Here is a 15,671-nt window from a genome sequence, read left to right as displayed (position 1 = left end):
ACATCGGGGCATAAGTAACCTAAGACTCAGGTAACTTATGTCATACGATGACAAATGACAAACGGGTTTTAATCGGCAGACGATGACTTATGTCATACTGTGACAGGAAGGTTTCGAGGGAGTGACGACTGTGGGACTGCGCGAACGCAAGAAGGAGAAGACGCGCCTCGCTCTTCTCGACGTGGCGCTCGACCTGTTCCTCGAACAAGGGTACGACGCCACCACCGTCGAGCAGATCGCGGGGGTCGTCGACGTCTCGCCCCGGACGTTCTTCCGCTACTTCTCCAGCAAGGAATCCATCCCGCTGTGGTTCCACGAGCAGGGGGAGGAGACGATGACGGAGACCCTCAACAGCCGGCCGGCGGACGAACCGCCGTTCACCTCGCTGACACACGCCTTGCGTGCGGTGATTCACGACATGCAGGGCTCAACGCCCGAAGACGCCGAGCGGTTCCTCAAACTCCGCAAACTCTTCGAGAACAACCCGGCCCTCGTCGGCAAGTCCGTCGCCCGCGGCGCCGCGACCGAGCTGCGCCTCACCGAGATCATCGCCCGCCGCCGCGGCGTCGACCCGGCCGACCAGCTCTCCCACCTCATCGTCGCCTGGGCCATGGCCACCATGCGGGTCGGCTTCGAGTGCCCCTACGAGCCCACGAACGTGCGGGCCATCGTCGAGCGCATGGAGCAGACGCTGGCGATCGCCGAACGTTCGCTGAAGCCCGGCTGGGACACCTAGTTCAGCGAAGGGTCGTCCGGGCAGGTGGCCACGAACGCCAGCTCGCCCGGCTGCCGCTTGAGCACCCGCCGCCACAGCGTGCCGGGATCGTCATGGAAGGTGTCGCCGACCTCGGAGTCGACGACGTACCAGTGGCCCTCGGCGATCTCCGTCTCCAGCTGGCCGGCGCTCCATCCCGCATAGCCGGCGAAGATCCGCATCTGCGCGATCTCGCCCTGCAGGATCTCCGGCGGCGCGTCCAGATCCACCGTGCCGAGGCGGGAGACCGCCGGCGTGCCCGCGTGCAGGCGCCGCCAGCCCAGAGGCTCCTCCCCGCTCGGCACCGCCGCCAGCGCCAGCGCGCTGTCCGTCTGCACCGGACCGCCCTCGAACAACACCGAAGGCCCGGTCACGAGCGGGTCCCAGACGGGTAGCACCTGCGTCACCGAGACGTCGCTCGGCCGGTTCAGCACCACGCCGAGCGTGCCGCCGTCGAGGTCGTGTTCCAAGATCAGCACGACGCTACGCCGGAAGTTCGGGTCGTCGAGCAGCGGAGTCGCCACCAACAACCCGCCCACGTAGATCGCCTCCGCCATACCTCCATCATGAGGGAGGAGTAGGCCATCCCGCTGCCCCGGGTTACTGATGTTACGCAGTGCTATCAAACGGGCACTGTAGGTAGCAAAGATCACCATGCTGGGGGAAGCTATGACCATTGGCACCCGCCTCACTCTGGCAGCACTGGCGGCCCCTCTGGGCGCATTGCTCCTCACCTCGGCGGCCTTCGCGGCCTCCGCGCCCGAACGGCCGTCGCCCGACTCGCCGTTCACCGTTCACGTCGGCAGGCCGGACTGCGGCAACAGGACCGTGGAGGTCCGGCTCCGCAGCACCAGCGACTACCAGGCCGACTTCCAGATCACCCGCGACGACGAGACCGTCGACACCGGCACGCTCGAAGCCCGCCGCAACTACACCAAGCGCATCAAGCTCGGCCACCAGCGCCGCGTCGAGATCGAGACCTTCTACACCACCCAGGACTCGCGCGACAAGCTCGTCTCCCGCGACCAGGTGAGCAACGAGTGCGGCGGCAACCACCGCCGCGCCTGGGACCGCGGCCGCGAGTGGGACGACTGCGACCGCGGCGAGGACTGCTGGGACGACGAGGACTGCGATCGGGGCGAGGACTGCTGGGACGATGAGGACTGCGATCGCGGTGAGCCCTGCTGGGACGACGACGAGGACGACTGCCGCCGGGGCGACTGCGACGACGACGAGCTCCCCTTCACCGGGCCGCCCGCCGACCTGATGGGCAAGCTGGCCACCGCCGGCGGGCTCGTCCTGACCGGCGGCATCGTCTGGTGGTACGGCTCGCTCTGGCCCCGGCAGAACTACCGGCGCCCAGGCTCGCCTCTCTAGCCCGAGGCCAACCCCTTGGCCCGGGGGCAACCCTCTGGCTGAGCCGTACGCGCACCCTCACGTGAACGCACCCGCCCGCGCGCCCGCCAGCGCGCGGGCGGCGGCGCGCTCGGCGACCTGCTCGTCGACCGGCTCCCTGGTGACCAGCAGGCGGTAGTACAGCGGCGCTGAGACCGCCCTGATCACCTCCGTCCCGTCGGTGCCCTCGGGCAGTTCGCCGCGGGCCACGGCCCGGTCCACCACGGGGGCCCACGCGCGGATGCGGCGCAGGTAGAAGTCACTCAGCGCCGCGGCCGCCGCCTCGTTGCCGGTCGCGGCGGCGATGACGGCCTGGAAGGTCGCGCCCAGGCGGGGGTCGGTGATCGCGCCCAGGACGTTCAGCGCGTTGGCCCGCAGGTCGCCCTCGATCCCGCCGGTGTCGGCGTGCGGGGCCGAGGACTCGGCGAGTTCTGCCATCAGGTCGGTGACGAGGCCGGCGGGATCGCCCCAGCGGCGGTAGACCGTGGTCTTGCCCACGCCCGCCTTGGCCGCGACACGGTCCATGTTCAGGCCGTGGAAACCGCACTCCACCAGCTCGTCCTGCGTCGCCTCCAGAACGGCTGCGCGGGTACGCGCCGTGCGCCCGCCGGGGCGTACCGTTCCAGCCAAACGGGACTGCTGTTCCATTAAGGCTCCTTTGTGTGTTACCTTCGTGTCCATCTTAACGGAACGAATGACCCATTAAGGGGTTGAGATGACCGTACTCGCGGAGCGGACACACACGTCCGCCCGGATGACCGCCCGGCAGAAGCTGATCCTCGTGCTGCTGCTCGGCTCCCAGTTCATGCTGGCCGTCGACTTCTCCATCCTGAACGTCGCGCTGCCCGTGATCGGCTCGGGACTAGGGTTCGCGCTGGCGGATCTGCAGTGGGTGGCGACCACCTTCGCGCTGGCGGCGGCCGGATTCACCTTGTTGTTCGGGCGCATCGCCGACCTGTTCGGACGGCGGCGGCTCTTCCTGGCCGGGATGGCGCTGCTCGGGTTGTCCTCGCTGGCCGGCGGGCTGGCCACCTCACCGGGCATGTTGCTGGCGGCACGCGTGGCGCAGGGACTGGCCACCGCGATCGTCACGCCCGCCGGGCTCTCGCTGCTGACCACCTCCTTCCGCGAGGGACCGCTGCGCGAGCGGGCGCTCGGGCTGAACGGCGCGCTGATGTCGGCCGGGTTCACCTCGGGCGCCATCCTCGGCGGGCTGCTGACCGACCTGCTCAGCTGGCGGTGGGCGTTCTTCATCAACGTGCCCGTGGCGCTGGCCGTACTCCTGGCCGCCCCCGCCGTCCTGGCCGAGAGCCGCCAGGAGGAGCGGCCCAAGATGGACCTGCCCGGCGCGATCACCGTGACCGGCGGCCTCCTGGCCCTGGTGTACGGGCTGACCAGGGCCGGCGAGCACGGCTTCGCCGACCCGCTCGGGCTGGGCGCGCTGGCCGCCGGGCTGGTGCTGCTGGTGGTGTTCTGGTTCGTCGAGCGGCGCGCGGCGTACCCGCTGGTGCCGGTGTCGATCCTCGCCCGTCCCACCGTCACGTGGGGCAACCTGGCCGGGCTGCTCGCCTTCGCCACCGAGACCTCGCTGGTGTTCCTGCTCACGCTCTACCTGCAGAAGGTGCTCGGCTACTCGGCGCTGGCGACCGGGCTGGCGTTCGGGGTGCTCGGCGTCGGCACCGTCATCGGCGGTGTGGTCGCGCCCAGGGTGCTGTCCAGGGTCGGCAACCGGGGCGCGCTGCTGGCCGGGTTCGCGGTGCAGGGCGTGGCCACCGCCTCGCTCGGGCTGCTCGGCGCCTCGCAGGGCTGGATCTGGCTGCTGCTCGTGGCCACCTTCATCGGCGGCATCGGCAACATGGTGGCCATCGTCGGGTTCATGGTGACCGCCACCTCCGGCCTGCCCGACTCGGAGCAGGGCCTGGCCACCGGCCTGGCCACGATGACCCAGCAGGTCGGCATCACGATGGGCATCCCGGTGATGAGCGCCGTCGCCACCGCCGCGATGGGCACGGTCCTGCAGGGCGTGACAGTCGCCGTCCTGGTCAACGCCGCCCTGGCCCTGGCCGCCACCCTCATCCGCAGAGTCTGACGGAACGCGGCGGAACGCCGTGGCACGTACCGGAACGCCCTAGGAGCGACGGCGGGCAGCGGAGCCCGCCCGGCCTATGGAGCACAATATGCGCACTGGACGCCGACTGGCCGCCTTCTTCGCGGCCGGCGCCCTTTCCCTGGCCGCCCTCTCGGGGGCGGCCAACGCCGCGCCCGACAGCGCGCTGCTGGTCATCAGTAAGGTCACCAACGTCAAGTGCCTGGTCACCGTCAAGGGCCACGCCCACGTGGGCGCGACGGAGCGGGACAACCTGGCCATCCGCCTGTTCGGCGAGGACCTGTTCGGCGATGACGAGCTGGTCAGGGAGGGCCCCTTCTCCACCGCGCTCAACGGCGACTACTCCGCCGTGTTCACGGTGGCCTGCGCAGATCTCGACGAGGACCCGGTGGAGCCGGACGAGATCTTCGCCATCGCCCAGGTCTTCGACCGGTCCACGGGCGTCACGAAGAAGATCCGGTCGAACACGGTGACGGGCGTCTTCTAACCGGCCAGAGCCGGGCCCGCGCGGGATGGAGAGCTCCCGTGCGGGCCCACCAGATGGATCAGGCCTCGGTGAAGCCGCGGGCCCGGCCGCCGGCCGACTCGCGGACCGCCGCCGCGACGGCGGTGGCCACGTCAGGGTGGAACACGCTCGGGACGATGTAGTTGGGCCCCAGCTCCTCCGGCGTCACCACGGCGGCCAGCGCGCCCGCGGCGGCCAGCAGCATCTCCTGCGTCACCCCGCCCGCCTGCGCGTCGAGCAGGCCGCGGAAGACGCCCGGGAAGGCGAGCACGTTGTTGATCTGGTTGGGGTAGTCGGAACGGCCGGTGGCCACGACCGCCGCGTGCTCGCGGGCGTCGTCGGGCTGAACCTCGGGCTCCGGGTTGGCCAGCGCGAAGACCACCGCGTCGTCGGCCATGGTGGCGATGTCGTCGCCGTTGAGGATGCCGGGGGCCGAGACGCCCACGAAGACGTCCGCGCCCTTCACCGCGCCGCGCAGGTCGCCGGAGTAGCCCTCGGCGTTGGTGTGCTCGGCGATCCAGCGCAGCGACTCGTCGAGGTCATCGCGGCCCTTGTGGACCGCGCCGAGGTAGTCGCACACGATGACGTTGCGGGCGCCCGCGGCCAGCAGCAGCCGCAGTACGGCGTTGCCCGCCGCACCGGCCCCCGCCATGGTGATCCTGACCTGGCCGATCTCCTTGCGGACCACGCGCAGGGCGTTGGTGAGCGCGGCGAGGACGCAGATGGCGGTGCCGTGCTGGTCGTCGTGGAAGACGGGGATGTCGAGCAGTTCGCGCAGGCGGCGTTCGACCTCGAAGCAGCGGGGCGCTGAGATGTCCTCCAGGTTGATGCCGCCGAAGCCGGGGGCGATCACCTGCACGGTGCGGACGATCTCGTCGACGTCCTGCGTGTCCAGGCAGATGGGCCAGGCGTCGATGCCGGCGAAGCGTTTGAACAGCGCCGCCTTGCCCTCCATGACCGGCAGCGCGGCCTCGGGGCCGATGTTGCCCAGGCCGAGCACGGCCGAGCCGTCGGTGACCACCGCGACGGTGTTGCGCTTGATGGTCAGGCGGCGCGCGTCCTCCTTGTTGCGCGCGATGGCCATCGAGACGCGGGCCACACCGGGGGTGTAGGCCATCGACAGCTCGTCGCGGTTGCGCAGCGGCACCTTCGACTTCATCTCGATCTTGCCGCCGAGGTGCATGAGGAAGGTCCGGTCGGAGACCTTGTGGATGACCACGTCCTCGATGGCTTCCAGCTGGTCGACGATGGCCTGCGCGTGGTCGGTGTCGCGCGCGGCGCAGGTCACGTCGATGCGGAGCTTGTCGTGGCCCGCGGTGTTGACGTCGAGGGCGGTGACCACGCCGCCGGCGGTCTCCACGGCGTGGGTGAGCGCGCTGACGGCCTTGCCGCCGGCGGGCACCTCCAGCCGCACGGTGATGGAGTAAGACACACTCGGAACGGTCGCCACGTCATCGCTCCTTCAGGGCCTGACCAAGAGTGCCTTCCATGGTGCCACTTCTCGCGAGTGGACGATCCCACAGCTGTTGTTTCCGGATATTTCCCTAAAGATCAGGAAATGTTGCTACGGGATGTTCATCCAGTCCCCCAAGGGTCGTCCCGTAACCCCTGCACGAGGAGCACCATTGCGCACCCCCGCCCTCCTGGCCGCCACCGCGCTGGCCCTGCTGACCACAGCGGCGCCCGCGACGGCGGCCGGGAACGAACTTCGCATCAACCACGTCCAGACCATGGCGACGCACAACAGCTACCACCTGGAACTGACCGACGAGGAGAAGGACGTCCAGCGCAGGACCGACCGCAACTGGTGGAATCTGCAGTACTCGCACACCGCCATCCCCAACCAGTTCGCCGCCCAGCACGTACGCGGCATCGAGCTGGACGTCTTCCCCGACCCCAAGGGCGGCCTCTACGCCGGCCCGCTGGTGCGCCGCGACGCGGGACTGCCCCCGCTGACCGACCCCGACCTGGCCAAGCCCGGCTTCAAGGTCCTGCACTGGGGCGACCACGACTACGCCTCCAACTGCTCGTCGCTGGTCAAGTGCCTGCGTCAGGTCAAGCAGTGGTCCGACGCCAACCCCGGCCACGTGCCGATCACCATCCTGACCGAGCTCAAGCGCACCGACCCCGCCAAGGAGGCGATGGGCGGCGCCAAGAGCCCGCCGTGGGACACGGCCCTGCTGGACGCCCTGGACGCGGAGATCCGCTCGGTCTTCCCCGGCGAGCGGCTCATCACGCCCGACAGCGTCCGCAGGGCCGGCCGCACGCTCGAGGAGTCCGTCCTGAAGTACGGCTGGCCGCGCCTCGACCGCTCCCGCGGCAAGGTCATGTTCTTCATGGACAACCAGGACCCCGCCCTGCAGGCCCACTACCTGTCAGGACGGCCGAGCCTGGAGGGCAGGGTGCTGTTCACCAACTCCCGCCCCGGCCGCCCCGACGCCGCCTTCATCGGCTGGAACGACCCGCTCGGCGCCAACGTCGCCCAGATCCAGGAGTTCGTGAAGAAGGGCTACTACGTGCGTACCCGCTCGGACGTGCCCTTCACCGAAGCCCGATCCGGCGACACCACGCGGCTGCGGTCGGCCCTGGAGAGCGGCGCCCAGATGGTCAGCACCGACTTCCCCGTCATCGGCCTGTCGGCGCGCAACGGCTCCGAGTACGTGGGTGAGCTGCCCGGCGGCGCCACGGCCCGGTGCAACCCGGTGAGCGCCCCGAGGGGCTGCCGCGACCACCGGCTGGACGTCAGTCCAGGGCTTCGGCAGCAGTGACGATCACTTCTACGCAGACCGGCACCGGGATCAGCGTGCTGTCCACGGCCAGCTGGTACTGGCAGGGCTCGGCCGGATCCACCCGGTAGAAGTGCCGCACGTACGCGGTGCGGGCCCGGTCGTTGTCCTCGATCGTGTGACGCGCCTCCTTCTCGGAGACCTCCGAGAGGGTGGCCGTCTGCGCGATCCGGCGTTTCAGCGGGGCGTCCAGCCGTACGTGCAGGGCGCCGGGATGGTCGGCGAGCACCACGGCTCCGGCCCGGCCCAGGAAGACGCCGCCCGTCTCCAGGGCCGTCTCCTTCATCGTGCGCTCGGTCCTGCGTACGAACTCCTCCGGAGCCAGGGGCAGGACGCCGGGCACGTACATGTCCACGCCGCCGAACGTGACCGTCGGCAGCCGCATCGCGCCGGACAGCAGCCGACCGAGGCCGTGCTCCGCCCGGTCGTCGTGAGCCAGCGCCTCCTCCAGCGAGCAGCCCAGTTCCTGGGCCACGGCGCTGGGGATCGCGCGGTCGACGAAGGGCACACCAAGCCGTTCGGCCACGGCCGGGCCGATCAGGTGCCCGGCCGTGCCGTACGTCGCCGAAATCGTGACGACCCGCATATCTCCAGGTTAGACGTCAGAAGAGGGCATTCGCCAGGGCCCGGCGCGCCTTGGCGAGCGACGGGTCCTCGGCCGGCAGCGCGTCGAACAGGCCGAGCAGGTGCCTGCGCGCCTTCTCCCGCTCGTCGCCCGAGGTGCGCTTGACCACGCCCACCAGCCGCGCGAACGCCTCGTCCACCGATCCGGCCAGCATCTCCAGGTCGGCCGAGAGCAGCTGGGCGTCGACGTCGGCAGGGTCCTGGGCGCGGCGCCGCACCTCGTCGGGGTCGGCCGTCATCGTGCGCTTGATCAGCCCCACCCCGGCCAGGCCCATCCTGGCGTCCTCGTCACCCGGCACGCGGGCCAGCAGCCGCTGGTAGGCCGCCTCGGCCTCGTCGAGGTCGCCCTTGTCGATCGCCTGCTCGGCGGCCAGCAGGTCGGGGTCCGCGGGCGGCTCGGCCTGGGCCTGCGGCTCCTGCGCCTCGTCCTCCTGAAGCTGCGGGCGGGCGTCGGGGTTGGCCTCGTAGAACTGCTCGACCGCGCCCATCAGCTCATCCAGCCAGCGCTGGATCTCCGCCTCGGGCAGCACCTGCTGGAAGCCGGTCACCGCCTGGCCCTGGAAGATCGCCAGCACCGTCGGCACCGCCTGCACGCGCAGCGCCTGCGCGATCTGCGGGCTGGCGTCCACGTTCACCTTCGCCAGTACGGCCCGGCCGCCCATCCCGGCGACCACCTTTTCCAGCGCGGGGCTGAGCTGGGCGCTGCCCGGCGCCCGGGGCGACCACAGGTCGAGGATGACCGGCACCGTCATCGAACGGTCGATGACCTCGCTCGTGAACGTCGCCTCGGTGACGTCGGCCACCGACGCCGACGCGGCCTGGGGACCCGCGGCCTCCCGCCTGGCCTGCGCCTCCAGTGCCTGCTTACGCGCGCCCAAGTCCACCGCTCCGTAGAGCGACCCGGGCCTAGAGAAGTCCGCCATGCTCCTCATCTTGCCGCATGGAGGACGTGCGGAAGTCACCAGCCGCCACCCTGAGAGTGCGCAGCTGGTCGAACATCTGCTTCAGCTCGGCCTCGCCGTACATCTCCATGCCGAACTCCGCGCCCATGAGGTCGGCGGTCGCGCGGCGCACGGCCTCGCGGCCCGCGTCGGTGATCTCGGCGAGCACCCCGCGGCCGTCGCGCGGGTTGGGCAGGCGGGTGACCAGGCCCGACCGCTCCAGCCTGTCGACCGTGTTGGTGACGCTCGTGGGATGGACCATGAGGCGTTCGCCGATCTTCGACAGCGGGAGCGCGCCGGTTCTGCTGAAGGTCAACAAGACCAATGCCTCGTACCTCGCGAAGGTCAAGTCGTAAGGCTTAAGGAGCGAGTCAAGTTGCGACAGCAGGATCTGATGCGCTCTCATGATCGAAGTAACGGCGGCCATGGCGGAAGAGGGCCCGAAGTGAACACGCCAGGTCTCGGCGGCGCGTTCGATGGGATCGAACGGCAGGTTGAGCGGCTTCGGCTGTGGCACAGCGCTACGTTAGCGCTGGTTCGTCTGATTACGTAGCGCAGCCGGACGCACAAGCTTGACCAAGAACGCCGCCTTCAATCATCACGCTCAGTTATGGTTCTCGCACGGAAGGTGACGTGGAGCGCAAAGTTCGGACGAAGCCGTGGGGACGGCCCGGACACCTCAGCTTCGCGGCGCCAAGGGCACGGGGGGTGCTTTTGATGTACGTCAACGGGGTTTTCTGTGCGTGAGCACGCGGGTGTCACTCGCGAGGAGCTGAAGCACAGCGCGGCGGTCACCGTCGCGGTCCTGCTCGCTCTGGGCCTGATGGCGGCGTGGAGCGTGCTCATCCCCGGCGTCGACGCCTGGGAGAACATCGTGGCCGCCGTGATCGGATCGCTCCGGCTGACCGGCCCGGTGGCGGCGGCCTTCGCCGCGTGGGTGGCGCTGCGCAAGCGGCGCGCGCTGCGGGGGCGCTCTCTGTCGACCTGGTGCGCGCTGAAGGCGCCGCTGGCCATCCTGGTGGTCGTGACGGGCTCGTTCGCCGCCACCGTGCTCGTGCTCGCGATCAAGACGGTGCTCACCGAGCAGGCGGGGCGGCTGAGCCTGTCCGGGCTCGGCATGGGCATGGCGGGGCTGGCGCTCTACTCCGTCGTCGGGTGGGTCGCCGGGTGGCTGCTGCCCTACCCCTTCATGCCGCCGGTGGCCGGGATCGCCTGCTACGGGGTGTTCACCTGGCTGGCCGAGGGGCGTCCGTGGGCCGATCGGCTGGCGCCCGGCACGGGCGAGCCGTACGACCTGTTCCAGGGGCTCAGCGGGGCGGCCTTCCTCGACCAGACGTTGTGGCTGATCGGGATCACCGCCGCGCTGCTGCTCGGCTGGGCGGCCGTGGTGACGCGGCAGGCACTCGTGCTCGCCTGCGCGCTGCTGGCCGTGATGGCCGCGGGGACCGGGGTCGCGCGGCTGCTGACCGACCCCAAGCCCGCCGCGGCGCAGGCGATCGCCTACAGCTGCCAGGACTGGCCGATCACCGTCTGTGTCCACCCGGGCATGCGCGGCGGGCTGACCGAGCTCGGCGCCACCTTCACCAAGATCGCCTCCCGGCTGTCCGGCACGCCGGCCGCCTTCACCCGGGTGGAGCAGCGCCCGCTCGGCGAGTCGCTGAAGTCCACCTCGGGGCTGGCCGCCATCCACGTGCCCGACCTGTCGGCCGGGTTCGCCGACGAGGCCGCCTACGCCTACATCGAGTCGCTGGCGGCCAAGTGCACCGACTCCCCCTCCGACGGCTACCGCGACATCGTCATGGCGTGGCTGCGCGGCGAGCCGCTGCCGGGCGGGCCGCTGCCCGAGCACCAGTACGCCGCGGCGTGGTTCTCGGGGCTGAGCGAGCCGCAGCGCCGCGAGTGGCTGCGCATGTTCTACAACGAGTTCCAGTCGTGCAGGCTGTCGGGGACCCACTTCGGCGGTGGGCCCATGGCCAGTGCCGTACCGGCCTCGCCAACGCCGATTTATCCGGTGTATCCGACAGGAATGTCACCCCAGAGCTGGCAATGATGATCGTCATGCGGGTAGTACTGCCCGCATGACGACATCTCCCCTGACGCGACGTCGCAGGTGGCGAAATATCGCCGGGCTCCTCGTGCTCGCCGCGCTGCTCATCGTCGGCGGGCGCCTGGCCTGGGCCTGGTGGAATCCCCTCGGCGAGCAGACCATCGACCGCAGCCAGCCGGTGCTCCTGCAGTCGATCCACGACCTGAGCCGCTTCGAGGCGGCCACCGGCACCTTCCAGGTGGTCGTCGACCTGGAGAAGGACGCCAACTTCCTGCCCGACGCCATCAAGGGCAGCCGCACCCTGTTCGTCGGCTCCGGCGGCGTCGACGCCTACGTCGACTTCACCGGCCTCGCCAAGGACGCCGTCACCGTCTCCGAGGACCGCACCCAGGTCACCCTGCGCCTGCCCCGGGCCCAGCTGGAGAAGCCCAACATCGACAATAACCGCTCCTACGTCTTCGCCCAGCAGCGCGGCCTGCTCGACCGGGTCGAGGACTTCCTGTCGGCCAGCCCCACCGACCAGCGCGAGCTGTACGTCCTGGCCGAGAAGAAGATCGCCGAGGCGGCCACCGCCAGTGACCTGCGCGCCCGCGCCGACGCCAACACCAAGGTCATGCTCCAGGGGCTGCTGAAGTCACTGGGCTTCTCCAAGGTCACCGTCAAGTTCTCGGACGAGCCCTAGGGAGGCCTGGGACCCCGTCTAGGTACCCCCGGACCCGCCTAAGGCACACAGATAAGGCATCCGCCCGATGTGGCGGGGTGGGCCTTAGGAGGAGTCTTAAGAGTGCAAGGAGACAACAGCACCAAGACACCGGGAGTCACCCGAAATGAACGCCGAGCTTGAGTACGCGCTCATGAAGAACCACGCCGAGGAACTGCGCCGCGTAGCCGCCGAGCACCGCCGGGCCGTGGAGGCGAGCAAGGGCCGCAAGAGCCGCCGCTCCGTCTTCGCGAAGTTCCTCTCCCACTAAGACCTTCCCCCCTTACGACTCCAGGAGGTTCCGATGAACGCAGAACTCGAGTACACCGTGATGAAGAACCACGCCGAGGAGCTTCGCAAGGCCGCCGCCGAGCACCGGCGGGCCCGCGAGGCGCGTAAGACCGGGCGTCGCTCGGTGTTCGCCAAGTTCCTGTCCTCATGACCACCGCACGATGGCCCGGCCGCCACCTCCCTCGCGGCCGGGCCAAACTGCCTCCCTAGCCGCACACACCGGCCCGGCCGCATGGCGAGATTTCCTGCCACGCGGCCTTTTGCATGCCTAGGGTGATGTGCGGCTTTCTGCCCCCAAGGGGCTTCTTTCCCGCGATCAGGGGACGCGGATGATCAGCGCGTCGCCCTGGCCGCCGCCGCCGCACAGCCCGGCCGCGCCCAGCCCGCCGCCACGCCGCTTGAGCTCGTGAGCCAGCGCCAGCACGATGCGCGCGCCCGAGGCCCCGATCGGGTGGCCGACCGCGATACCGCCGCCGTTGACGTTCACCTTGTCCATCGGGATGCCGAGCTCCTTCACCGACTGCAGCACCACGCTGGCGAACGCCTCGTTGATCTCCACCAGGTCCAGGTCGTCGGCGCTCAGCCCCTGCTTCGACAGCGCGTGCTTGATGGCGTTGGCCGGCTGCGACTGCAGCGAGGCGTCCGGGCCCGCCACGTTGCCGTGCCTGCCGATCTCGGCCAGCCAGGGCAGGCCCAGCTCCTCGGCCTTGGCCTTCGACATCACCACGACCGCGCAGGCGCCGTCGGAGATCTGCGAGGCCGAGCCCGCGGTGATCGTGCCGTCGGCGGCGAAGGCGGGCCTCAGCTTCGCCAGCGCCTCCGGCGTCGTGTCGCCGCGTACGCCCTCGTCGTCCTTGACCACGATCGGCTCGCCGCGCCGCTGGGGGATCTCCACCGGGACGATCTCGTCGTCGAACAGGCCGTTCTTGATGCCGGCCGCGGCGAGCTGGTGGGACCTGGCCGAGAAGGCGTCCTGCTCCTCGCGGCCGATGCCGAGGCGGGCGTTGTACCGCTCGGTCGACTCGCCCATGGCCACCTGGTCGAAGGCGCAGAACAGGCCGTCGTGGGCCATCGAGTCGACGATGCCGGCGGGGCCGTACTTGACGCCCTTGCGCAGGCCGGGCAGCAGGTGCGGCGCGTTGGACATCGACTCCATGCCGCCGGCCACCACGACGTCGAACTCGCCGGCCCTGATGAGCTGGTCGGCCAGCGCGATGGCGTCCAGGCCGGACAGGCACACCTTGTTGACGGTCAGCGAGGGCACGGTCATGGAGATGCCCCCCTTGACCGCCGCCTGGCGCGACGGAATCTGGCCGGCGCCCGCTTGGAGCACCTGGCCCATGATCACATACTGGACCTGGTCGGGGCTCACCCCGGAACGCTCCAGGGCAGCCTTGATAACGACGCCGCCAAGCTCAACGGCGGACAATCCGGACAACGAGCCGAGCAGCCTGCCGATCGGCGTGCGCGCTCCGGCGACGATGACGGAACCAGACATGTCAGGGGCCTCCTGTGCACACGAGGGGTCGTTTGACACCATACCCACGGGTACCTGGATGACCGCCATGGAGGTAGGCCACACATGTTCATGCGTATCGACCACATCGGGATCGCCTGCAACGACCTGGAGGAGAAGATCGCGCTCTTCTCCGGCCTGTTCGAGCTGACCGTCGTCGCCAGGGAGGTCAACGAGGAGCAGGGCGTCAAGGAGGCGATGCTGCACATCGCGGACGGCGAGGGCGGCGGCTCCTACATCCAGCTCCTGGAACCGCTCGACGCGGACTCCCCCGTAGGCAAATTCCTGGCCAGGCGTGGCGAGGGCGTCCACCACGTCGCTTTCGGCGTGCCCGACGTGGCCGGGGCGATGGAGCAGATCGGGGCCAAGGGCGTCAGGCTGCTCGACGAACACCCCCGTCACGGCTCGATGGGATCTTCGATCGCGTTTCTGCACCCCAAGGACGTGGGAGGAATGCTGACGGAGCTTGTCCAAGCGGCCAGGCCCTAGGAAATGCAAAAAACGTTCATATGTAACTAGTCACGCAGATAGTTGGACGGGGCCTCCAAGGCGGCACCAGCGGAGTACGCTGGCTTTCCACCGGACATGGAGCCTGCCGTGAGGCACAGGCTCCTGGCTCGGATGCCCCGAACCCCCCGTCCGGCCGATGTAGCCGTCTCGACAACCCAGGATCGAGCCTCCATGCAGTCCGACATCGACGCCCAGCTCAACAATTTCTTCGAGGACGCCCCAGCTCGCGAATTCGACGTGGTGCTGCGTGGCTATGACCGCCACCAGGTCCACGACCACCTGAAGCAACTCGACGGCGAGTTGCGTCAGTCTCGCGAACAGCTCGCCAACATTCAGCGCGACCTCTCCGACTCCCAGCGCCAGTTGCAGGAGCAGGAGCGCCCCACCTATTCCGGTCTCGGCGCCCGCATCGAGCAGCTGCTGCGCCTGGCCGAGGAGCAGGCCACCGAGCTCGTGCAGGCCGCGCGTTCCGAGGCCAACGAGGTCAAGGCCGCGGCCAAGGTGGAGGCAGCGGACGTTCGCGCCGCCGCCGAGGCCGAAGCCGCCGAGAAGCGCGCCCAGGCCACGCGTGAGACCGACGACATGCGCACCAGCGCCGAGCGGGACGCCGAGGAGATCCGCGGCACCGCACGCCGCGAGTCCGACGAACTGACCGCCACGACCGAGCGTGAGGCCGCCAAGCTGCGCGCCACCGCCGACCACGAGGTGGCGGAGAAGCGCGCCGACGCCGAGCGCGAGATCGCCAAGCTCCGCACGACCACCGAGCGCGAGGTGGCCCAGCTCCGCGCATCGACCAAGCGCGAGCGTGACGAGGTCCTGACCACGGCCAAGCGCCAGGCCGACGAGATGCGCGCCCAGGCTCAGCGGGTGCTGGAGGAGTCCGAGGCCAAGCGGGCCCAGGACGAGGCGGAGTTCGAGATCCAGCTCGCCTCCCGCCGCGAGGAGGCCGAGCGCCAGGAGGCCGAGCGCCACTCCACCGCCCAGGCCAACACGCAGAAGCTGGTCGCCGAGGCCGAGCAGCGCGCGGCCACGGCGGAGTCGCGCGCGACCAAGGCGACGCAGCAGGCCGAGCAGACCCGCCGCGAGGCTGACATCCACGCCAAGCAGCTGGTCGCCAACGCCCGCAAGAGCTCCGAGCAGATCGTCTCCGACAGCAAGTCCAGCGCCGAGACGATCGTCTCGGAGGCCAAGTCGGAGGCCGAGCGCATCCGCTCCTCGATGCAGCGCCAGGTCGACGAGCTGACGCGCCAGCGCGACAGCATCACCAGCCACCTCGCCCAGCTGCGCCAGCTGCTCGGCGGCGCGGCGCTGCCCGGCATGGAGCCGGAGCCCGCGGTGGCCGCGGCACCGGCCAAGCCGGCGATCGCAGCGTCCGCCAACGACAAGCCGGCGCCCGCGCCGGCCGCTGCCGCACCCGCCAAGACGGAGGCCAAGGCGGACGACGACAGCGAGTGGTGGCAGGAGTAAGGCCCGCCCTCGGGGGGTTTGACTGACG

At 70.0% G+C, this 15,671-nt stretch carries 18 protein-coding genes; 11 read left to right on the top strand and 7 right to left on the bottom strand.

Going from position 1 to position 15,671, the window contains the following annotated elements:
• Positions 1-121 precede the first annotated feature (121 nt).
• Positions 122-736: a TetR family transcriptional regulator gene (locus ACIBHY_RS12475; protein WP_397253305.1), complete on the top strand. Its 615-nt coding sequence runs from the start codon at positions 122-124 to the stop codon at positions 734-736.
• Here the strand turns inward: ACIBHY_RS12475 and ACIBHY_RS12470 are convergent.
• Positions 733-1,311, bottom strand: coding sequence for a YqgE/AlgH family protein (locus ACIBHY_RS12470; RefSeq protein ID WP_397253304.1), 579 nt, complete (start codon positions 1,309-1,311; stop codon positions 733-735). The two genes, ACIBHY_RS12475 and ACIBHY_RS12470, sit on opposite strands and share 4 nt — an antisense overlap.
• A gap of 112 nt (positions 1,312-1,423) precedes the next feature.
• Here ACIBHY_RS12470 and ACIBHY_RS12465 point away from each other — a divergent pair, with 112 nt between their 5' ends.
• Positions 1,424-2,131: a hypothetical protein gene (locus ACIBHY_RS12465; RefSeq protein ID WP_397253302.1), complete on the top strand. Its 708-nt coding sequence runs from the start codon at positions 1,424-1,426 to the stop codon at positions 2,129-2,131.
• Between the two features lie 57 nt (positions 2,132-2,188).
• Here the strand turns inward: ACIBHY_RS12465 and ACIBHY_RS12460 are convergent, their stop codons facing one another.
• The gene (locus tag ACIBHY_RS12460; RefSeq protein WP_397253300.1) at positions 2,189-2,797 is read right to left on the bottom strand and encodes a TetR/AcrR family transcriptional regulator; all 609 of its coding nucleotides are present in this window, start codon (positions 2,795-2,797) and stop codon (positions 2,189-2,191) included.
• A gap of 67 nt (positions 2,798-2,864) precedes the next feature.
• On the opposite strand from ACIBHY_RS12460, the gene ACIBHY_RS12455 reads away from it, so the two are divergent.
• Together ACIBHY_RS12455 and ACIBHY_RS12450 are read left to right on the top strand one after the other, a co-directional pair.
• Positions 2,865-4,238, top strand: a complete 1,374-nt coding sequence (locus ACIBHY_RS12455) for an MFS transporter (RefSeq protein WP_397253298.1) — start codon at positions 2,865-2,867, stop codon at positions 4,236-4,238.
• Positions 4,239-4,326: 88 nt separating this feature from the next.
• Positions 4,327-4,743: a hypothetical protein gene (locus ACIBHY_RS12450; RefSeq protein WP_397253296.1), complete on the top strand. Its 417-nt coding sequence runs from the start codon at positions 4,327-4,329 to the stop codon at positions 4,741-4,743.
• A 58-nt stretch (positions 4,744-4,801) separates the two neighbouring features.
• On the opposite strand, the gene ACIBHY_RS12445 is transcribed toward ACIBHY_RS12450, so the two are convergent.
• The gene (locus ACIBHY_RS12445) at positions 4,802-6,211 is read right to left on the bottom strand and encodes an NAD-dependent malic enzyme (protein ID WP_397189053.1); all 1,410 of its coding nucleotides are present in this window, start codon (positions 6,209-6,211) and stop codon (positions 4,802-4,804) included.
• Between the two features lie 175 nt (positions 6,212-6,386).
• On the opposite strand from ACIBHY_RS12445, the gene ACIBHY_RS12440 reads away from it, so the two are divergent.
• Positions 6,387-7,529, top strand: coding sequence for a phosphatidylinositol-specific phospholipase C1-like protein (locus ACIBHY_RS12440; RefSeq protein ID WP_397306703.1), 1,143 nt, complete (start codon positions 6,387-6,389; stop codon positions 7,527-7,529).
• Here ACIBHY_RS12440 and ACIBHY_RS12435 read toward each other — a convergent pair.
• The 3 genes from ACIBHY_RS12435 to ACIBHY_RS12425 are packed head-to-tail and all read right to left on the bottom strand — an operon-like array spanning position 7,504 to position 9,629.
• Positions 7,504-8,133 (bottom strand): AAA family ATPase, encoded by a 630-nt coding sequence (locus tag ACIBHY_RS12435; RefSeq protein ID WP_397253293.1) that lies wholly within the window; start codon positions 8,131-8,133, stop codon positions 7,504-7,506. The two genes, ACIBHY_RS12440 and ACIBHY_RS12435, sit on opposite strands and share 26 nt — an antisense overlap.
• Positions 8,134-8,149: 16 nt before the next feature.
• On the bottom strand, positions 8,150-9,094 hold the full coding sequence (locus tag ACIBHY_RS12430) for a tetratricopeptide repeat protein (RefSeq protein ID WP_397253291.1): 945 nt from the start codon (positions 9,092-9,094) through the stop codon (positions 8,150-8,152).
• Entirely contained in the window at positions 9,078-9,629 is a 552-nt protein-coding gene (locus ACIBHY_RS12425) for a MarR family winged helix-turn-helix transcriptional regulator (RefSeq protein WP_397253289.1), read from the bottom strand. Before ACIBHY_RS12425 ends, ACIBHY_RS12430 begins: the two co-directional genes overlap by 17 nt.
• Before the next feature lie 222 nt (positions 9,630-9,851).
• Between ACIBHY_RS12425 and ACIBHY_RS12420 the strand changes: the two genes are divergently transcribed.
• From ACIBHY_RS12420 to ACIBHY_RS12405, 4 genes are all read left to right on the top strand, one after another.
• The gene (locus tag ACIBHY_RS12420; RefSeq protein ID WP_397253288.1) at positions 9,852-11,162 is read left to right on the top strand and encodes a hypothetical protein; all 1,311 of its coding nucleotides are present in this window, start codon (positions 9,852-9,854) and stop codon (positions 11,160-11,162) included.
• 28 nt (positions 11,163-11,190) lie between these two features.
• Positions 11,191-11,841 (top strand): DUF4230 domain-containing protein, encoded by a 651-nt coding sequence (locus tag ACIBHY_RS12415; RefSeq protein WP_397253286.1) that lies wholly within the window; start codon positions 11,191-11,193, stop codon positions 11,839-11,841.
• A 145-nt stretch (positions 11,842-11,986) separates the two neighbouring features.
• Complete coding sequence (locus tag ACIBHY_RS12410) at positions 11,987-12,130, top strand: hypothetical protein (protein WP_379609136.1); 144 nt, start codon at positions 11,987-11,989, stop codon at positions 12,128-12,130.
• Positions 12,131-12,163: 33 nt separating this feature from the next.
• Positions 12,164-12,301, top strand: coding sequence for a hypothetical protein (locus tag ACIBHY_RS12405; protein ID WP_184965887.1), 138 nt, complete (start codon positions 12,164-12,166; stop codon positions 12,299-12,301).
• A gap of 165 nt (positions 12,302-12,466) precedes the next feature.
• Here ACIBHY_RS12405 and ACIBHY_RS12400 read toward each other — a convergent pair whose 3' ends face one another.
• The gene (locus ACIBHY_RS12400) at positions 12,467-13,648 is read right to left on the bottom strand and encodes an acetyl-CoA C-acetyltransferase (protein ID WP_397253283.1); all 1,182 of its coding nucleotides are present in this window, start codon (positions 13,646-13,648) and stop codon (positions 12,467-12,469) included.
• Positions 13,649-13,732: 84 nt separating this feature from the next.
• On the opposite strand from ACIBHY_RS12400, the gene mce reads away from it, so the two are divergent.
• Positions 13,733-14,155, top strand: coding sequence for a methylmalonyl-CoA epimerase (gene mce / locus ACIBHY_RS12395; RefSeq protein ID WP_397253281.1), 423 nt, complete (start codon positions 13,733-13,735; stop codon positions 14,153-14,155).
• A gap of 192 nt (positions 14,156-14,347) precedes the next feature.
• On the top strand, positions 14,348-15,643 hold the full coding sequence (locus ACIBHY_RS12390) for a DivIVA domain-containing protein (protein ID WP_397094994.1): 1,296 nt from the start codon (positions 14,348-14,350) through the stop codon (positions 15,641-15,643).
• Positions 15,644-15,671 lie beyond the last annotated feature (28 nt).

It is taken from the genome of Nonomuraea sp. NPDC050547 (assembly GCF_044457345.1).
Classification (GTDB): domain Bacteria; phylum Actinomycetota; class Actinomycetes; order Streptosporangiales; family Streptosporangiaceae; genus Nonomuraea.
Note: the sequence above shows the minus strand (reverse complement) of the source record. Positions and strands in the feature narration are given on the sequence as shown.

Excerpts from the sequence above, each read along its gene's own strand:
- ACIBHY_RS12470 (WP_397253304.1), bottom strand. The coding sequence starts at position 1,311 with ATGGCGGAGGCGATCTACGTGGGCGGGTTGTTGGTGGCGACTCCGCTG.
- ACIBHY_RS12465 (WP_397253302.1), top strand. The coding sequence starts at position 1,424 with ATGACCATTGGCACCCGCCTCACTCTGGCAGCACTGGCGGCCCCTCTG.
- ACIBHY_RS12460 (WP_397253300.1), bottom strand. The coding sequence starts at position 2,797 with ATGGAACAGCAGTCCCGTTTGGCTGGAACGGTACGCCCCGGCGGGCGC.
- ACIBHY_RS12455 (WP_397253298.1), top strand. The coding sequence starts at position 2,865 with ATGACCGTACTCGCGGAGCGGACACACACGTCCGCCCGGATGACCGCC.
- ACIBHY_RS12450 (WP_397253296.1), top strand. The coding sequence starts at position 4,327 with ATGCGCACTGGACGCCGACTGGCCGCCTTCTTCGCGGCCGGCGCCCTT.
- ACIBHY_RS12435 (WP_397253293.1), bottom strand. The coding sequence starts at position 8,133 with ATGCGGGTCGTCACGATTTCGGCGACGTACGGCACGGCCGGGCACCTG.
- ACIBHY_RS12430 (WP_397253291.1), bottom strand. The coding sequence starts at position 9,094 with ATGGCGGACTTCTCTAGGCCCGGGTCGCTCTACGGAGCGGTGGACTTG.
- ACIBHY_RS12415 (WP_397253286.1), top strand. The coding sequence starts at position 11,191 with ATGACGACATCTCCCCTGACGCGACGTCGCAGGTGGCGAAATATCGCC.
- ACIBHY_RS12410 (WP_379609136.1), top strand. The coding sequence starts at position 11,987 with ATGAACGCCGAGCTTGAGTACGCGCTCATGAAGAACCACGCCGAGGAA.
- ACIBHY_RS12405 (WP_184965887.1), top strand. The coding sequence starts at position 12,164 with ATGAACGCAGAACTCGAGTACACCGTGATGAAGAACCACGCCGAGGAG.
- ACIBHY_RS12400 (WP_397253283.1), bottom strand. The coding sequence starts at position 13,648 with ATGTCTGGTTCCGTCATCGTCGCCGGAGCGCGCACGCCGATCGGCAGG.
- mce (WP_397253281.1), top strand. The coding sequence starts at position 13,733 with ATGTTCATGCGTATCGACCACATCGGGATCGCCTGCAACGACCTGGAG.
- ACIBHY_RS12390 (WP_397094994.1), top strand. The coding sequence starts at position 14,348 with ATGCAGTCCGACATCGACGCCCAGCTCAACAATTTCTTCGAGGACGCC.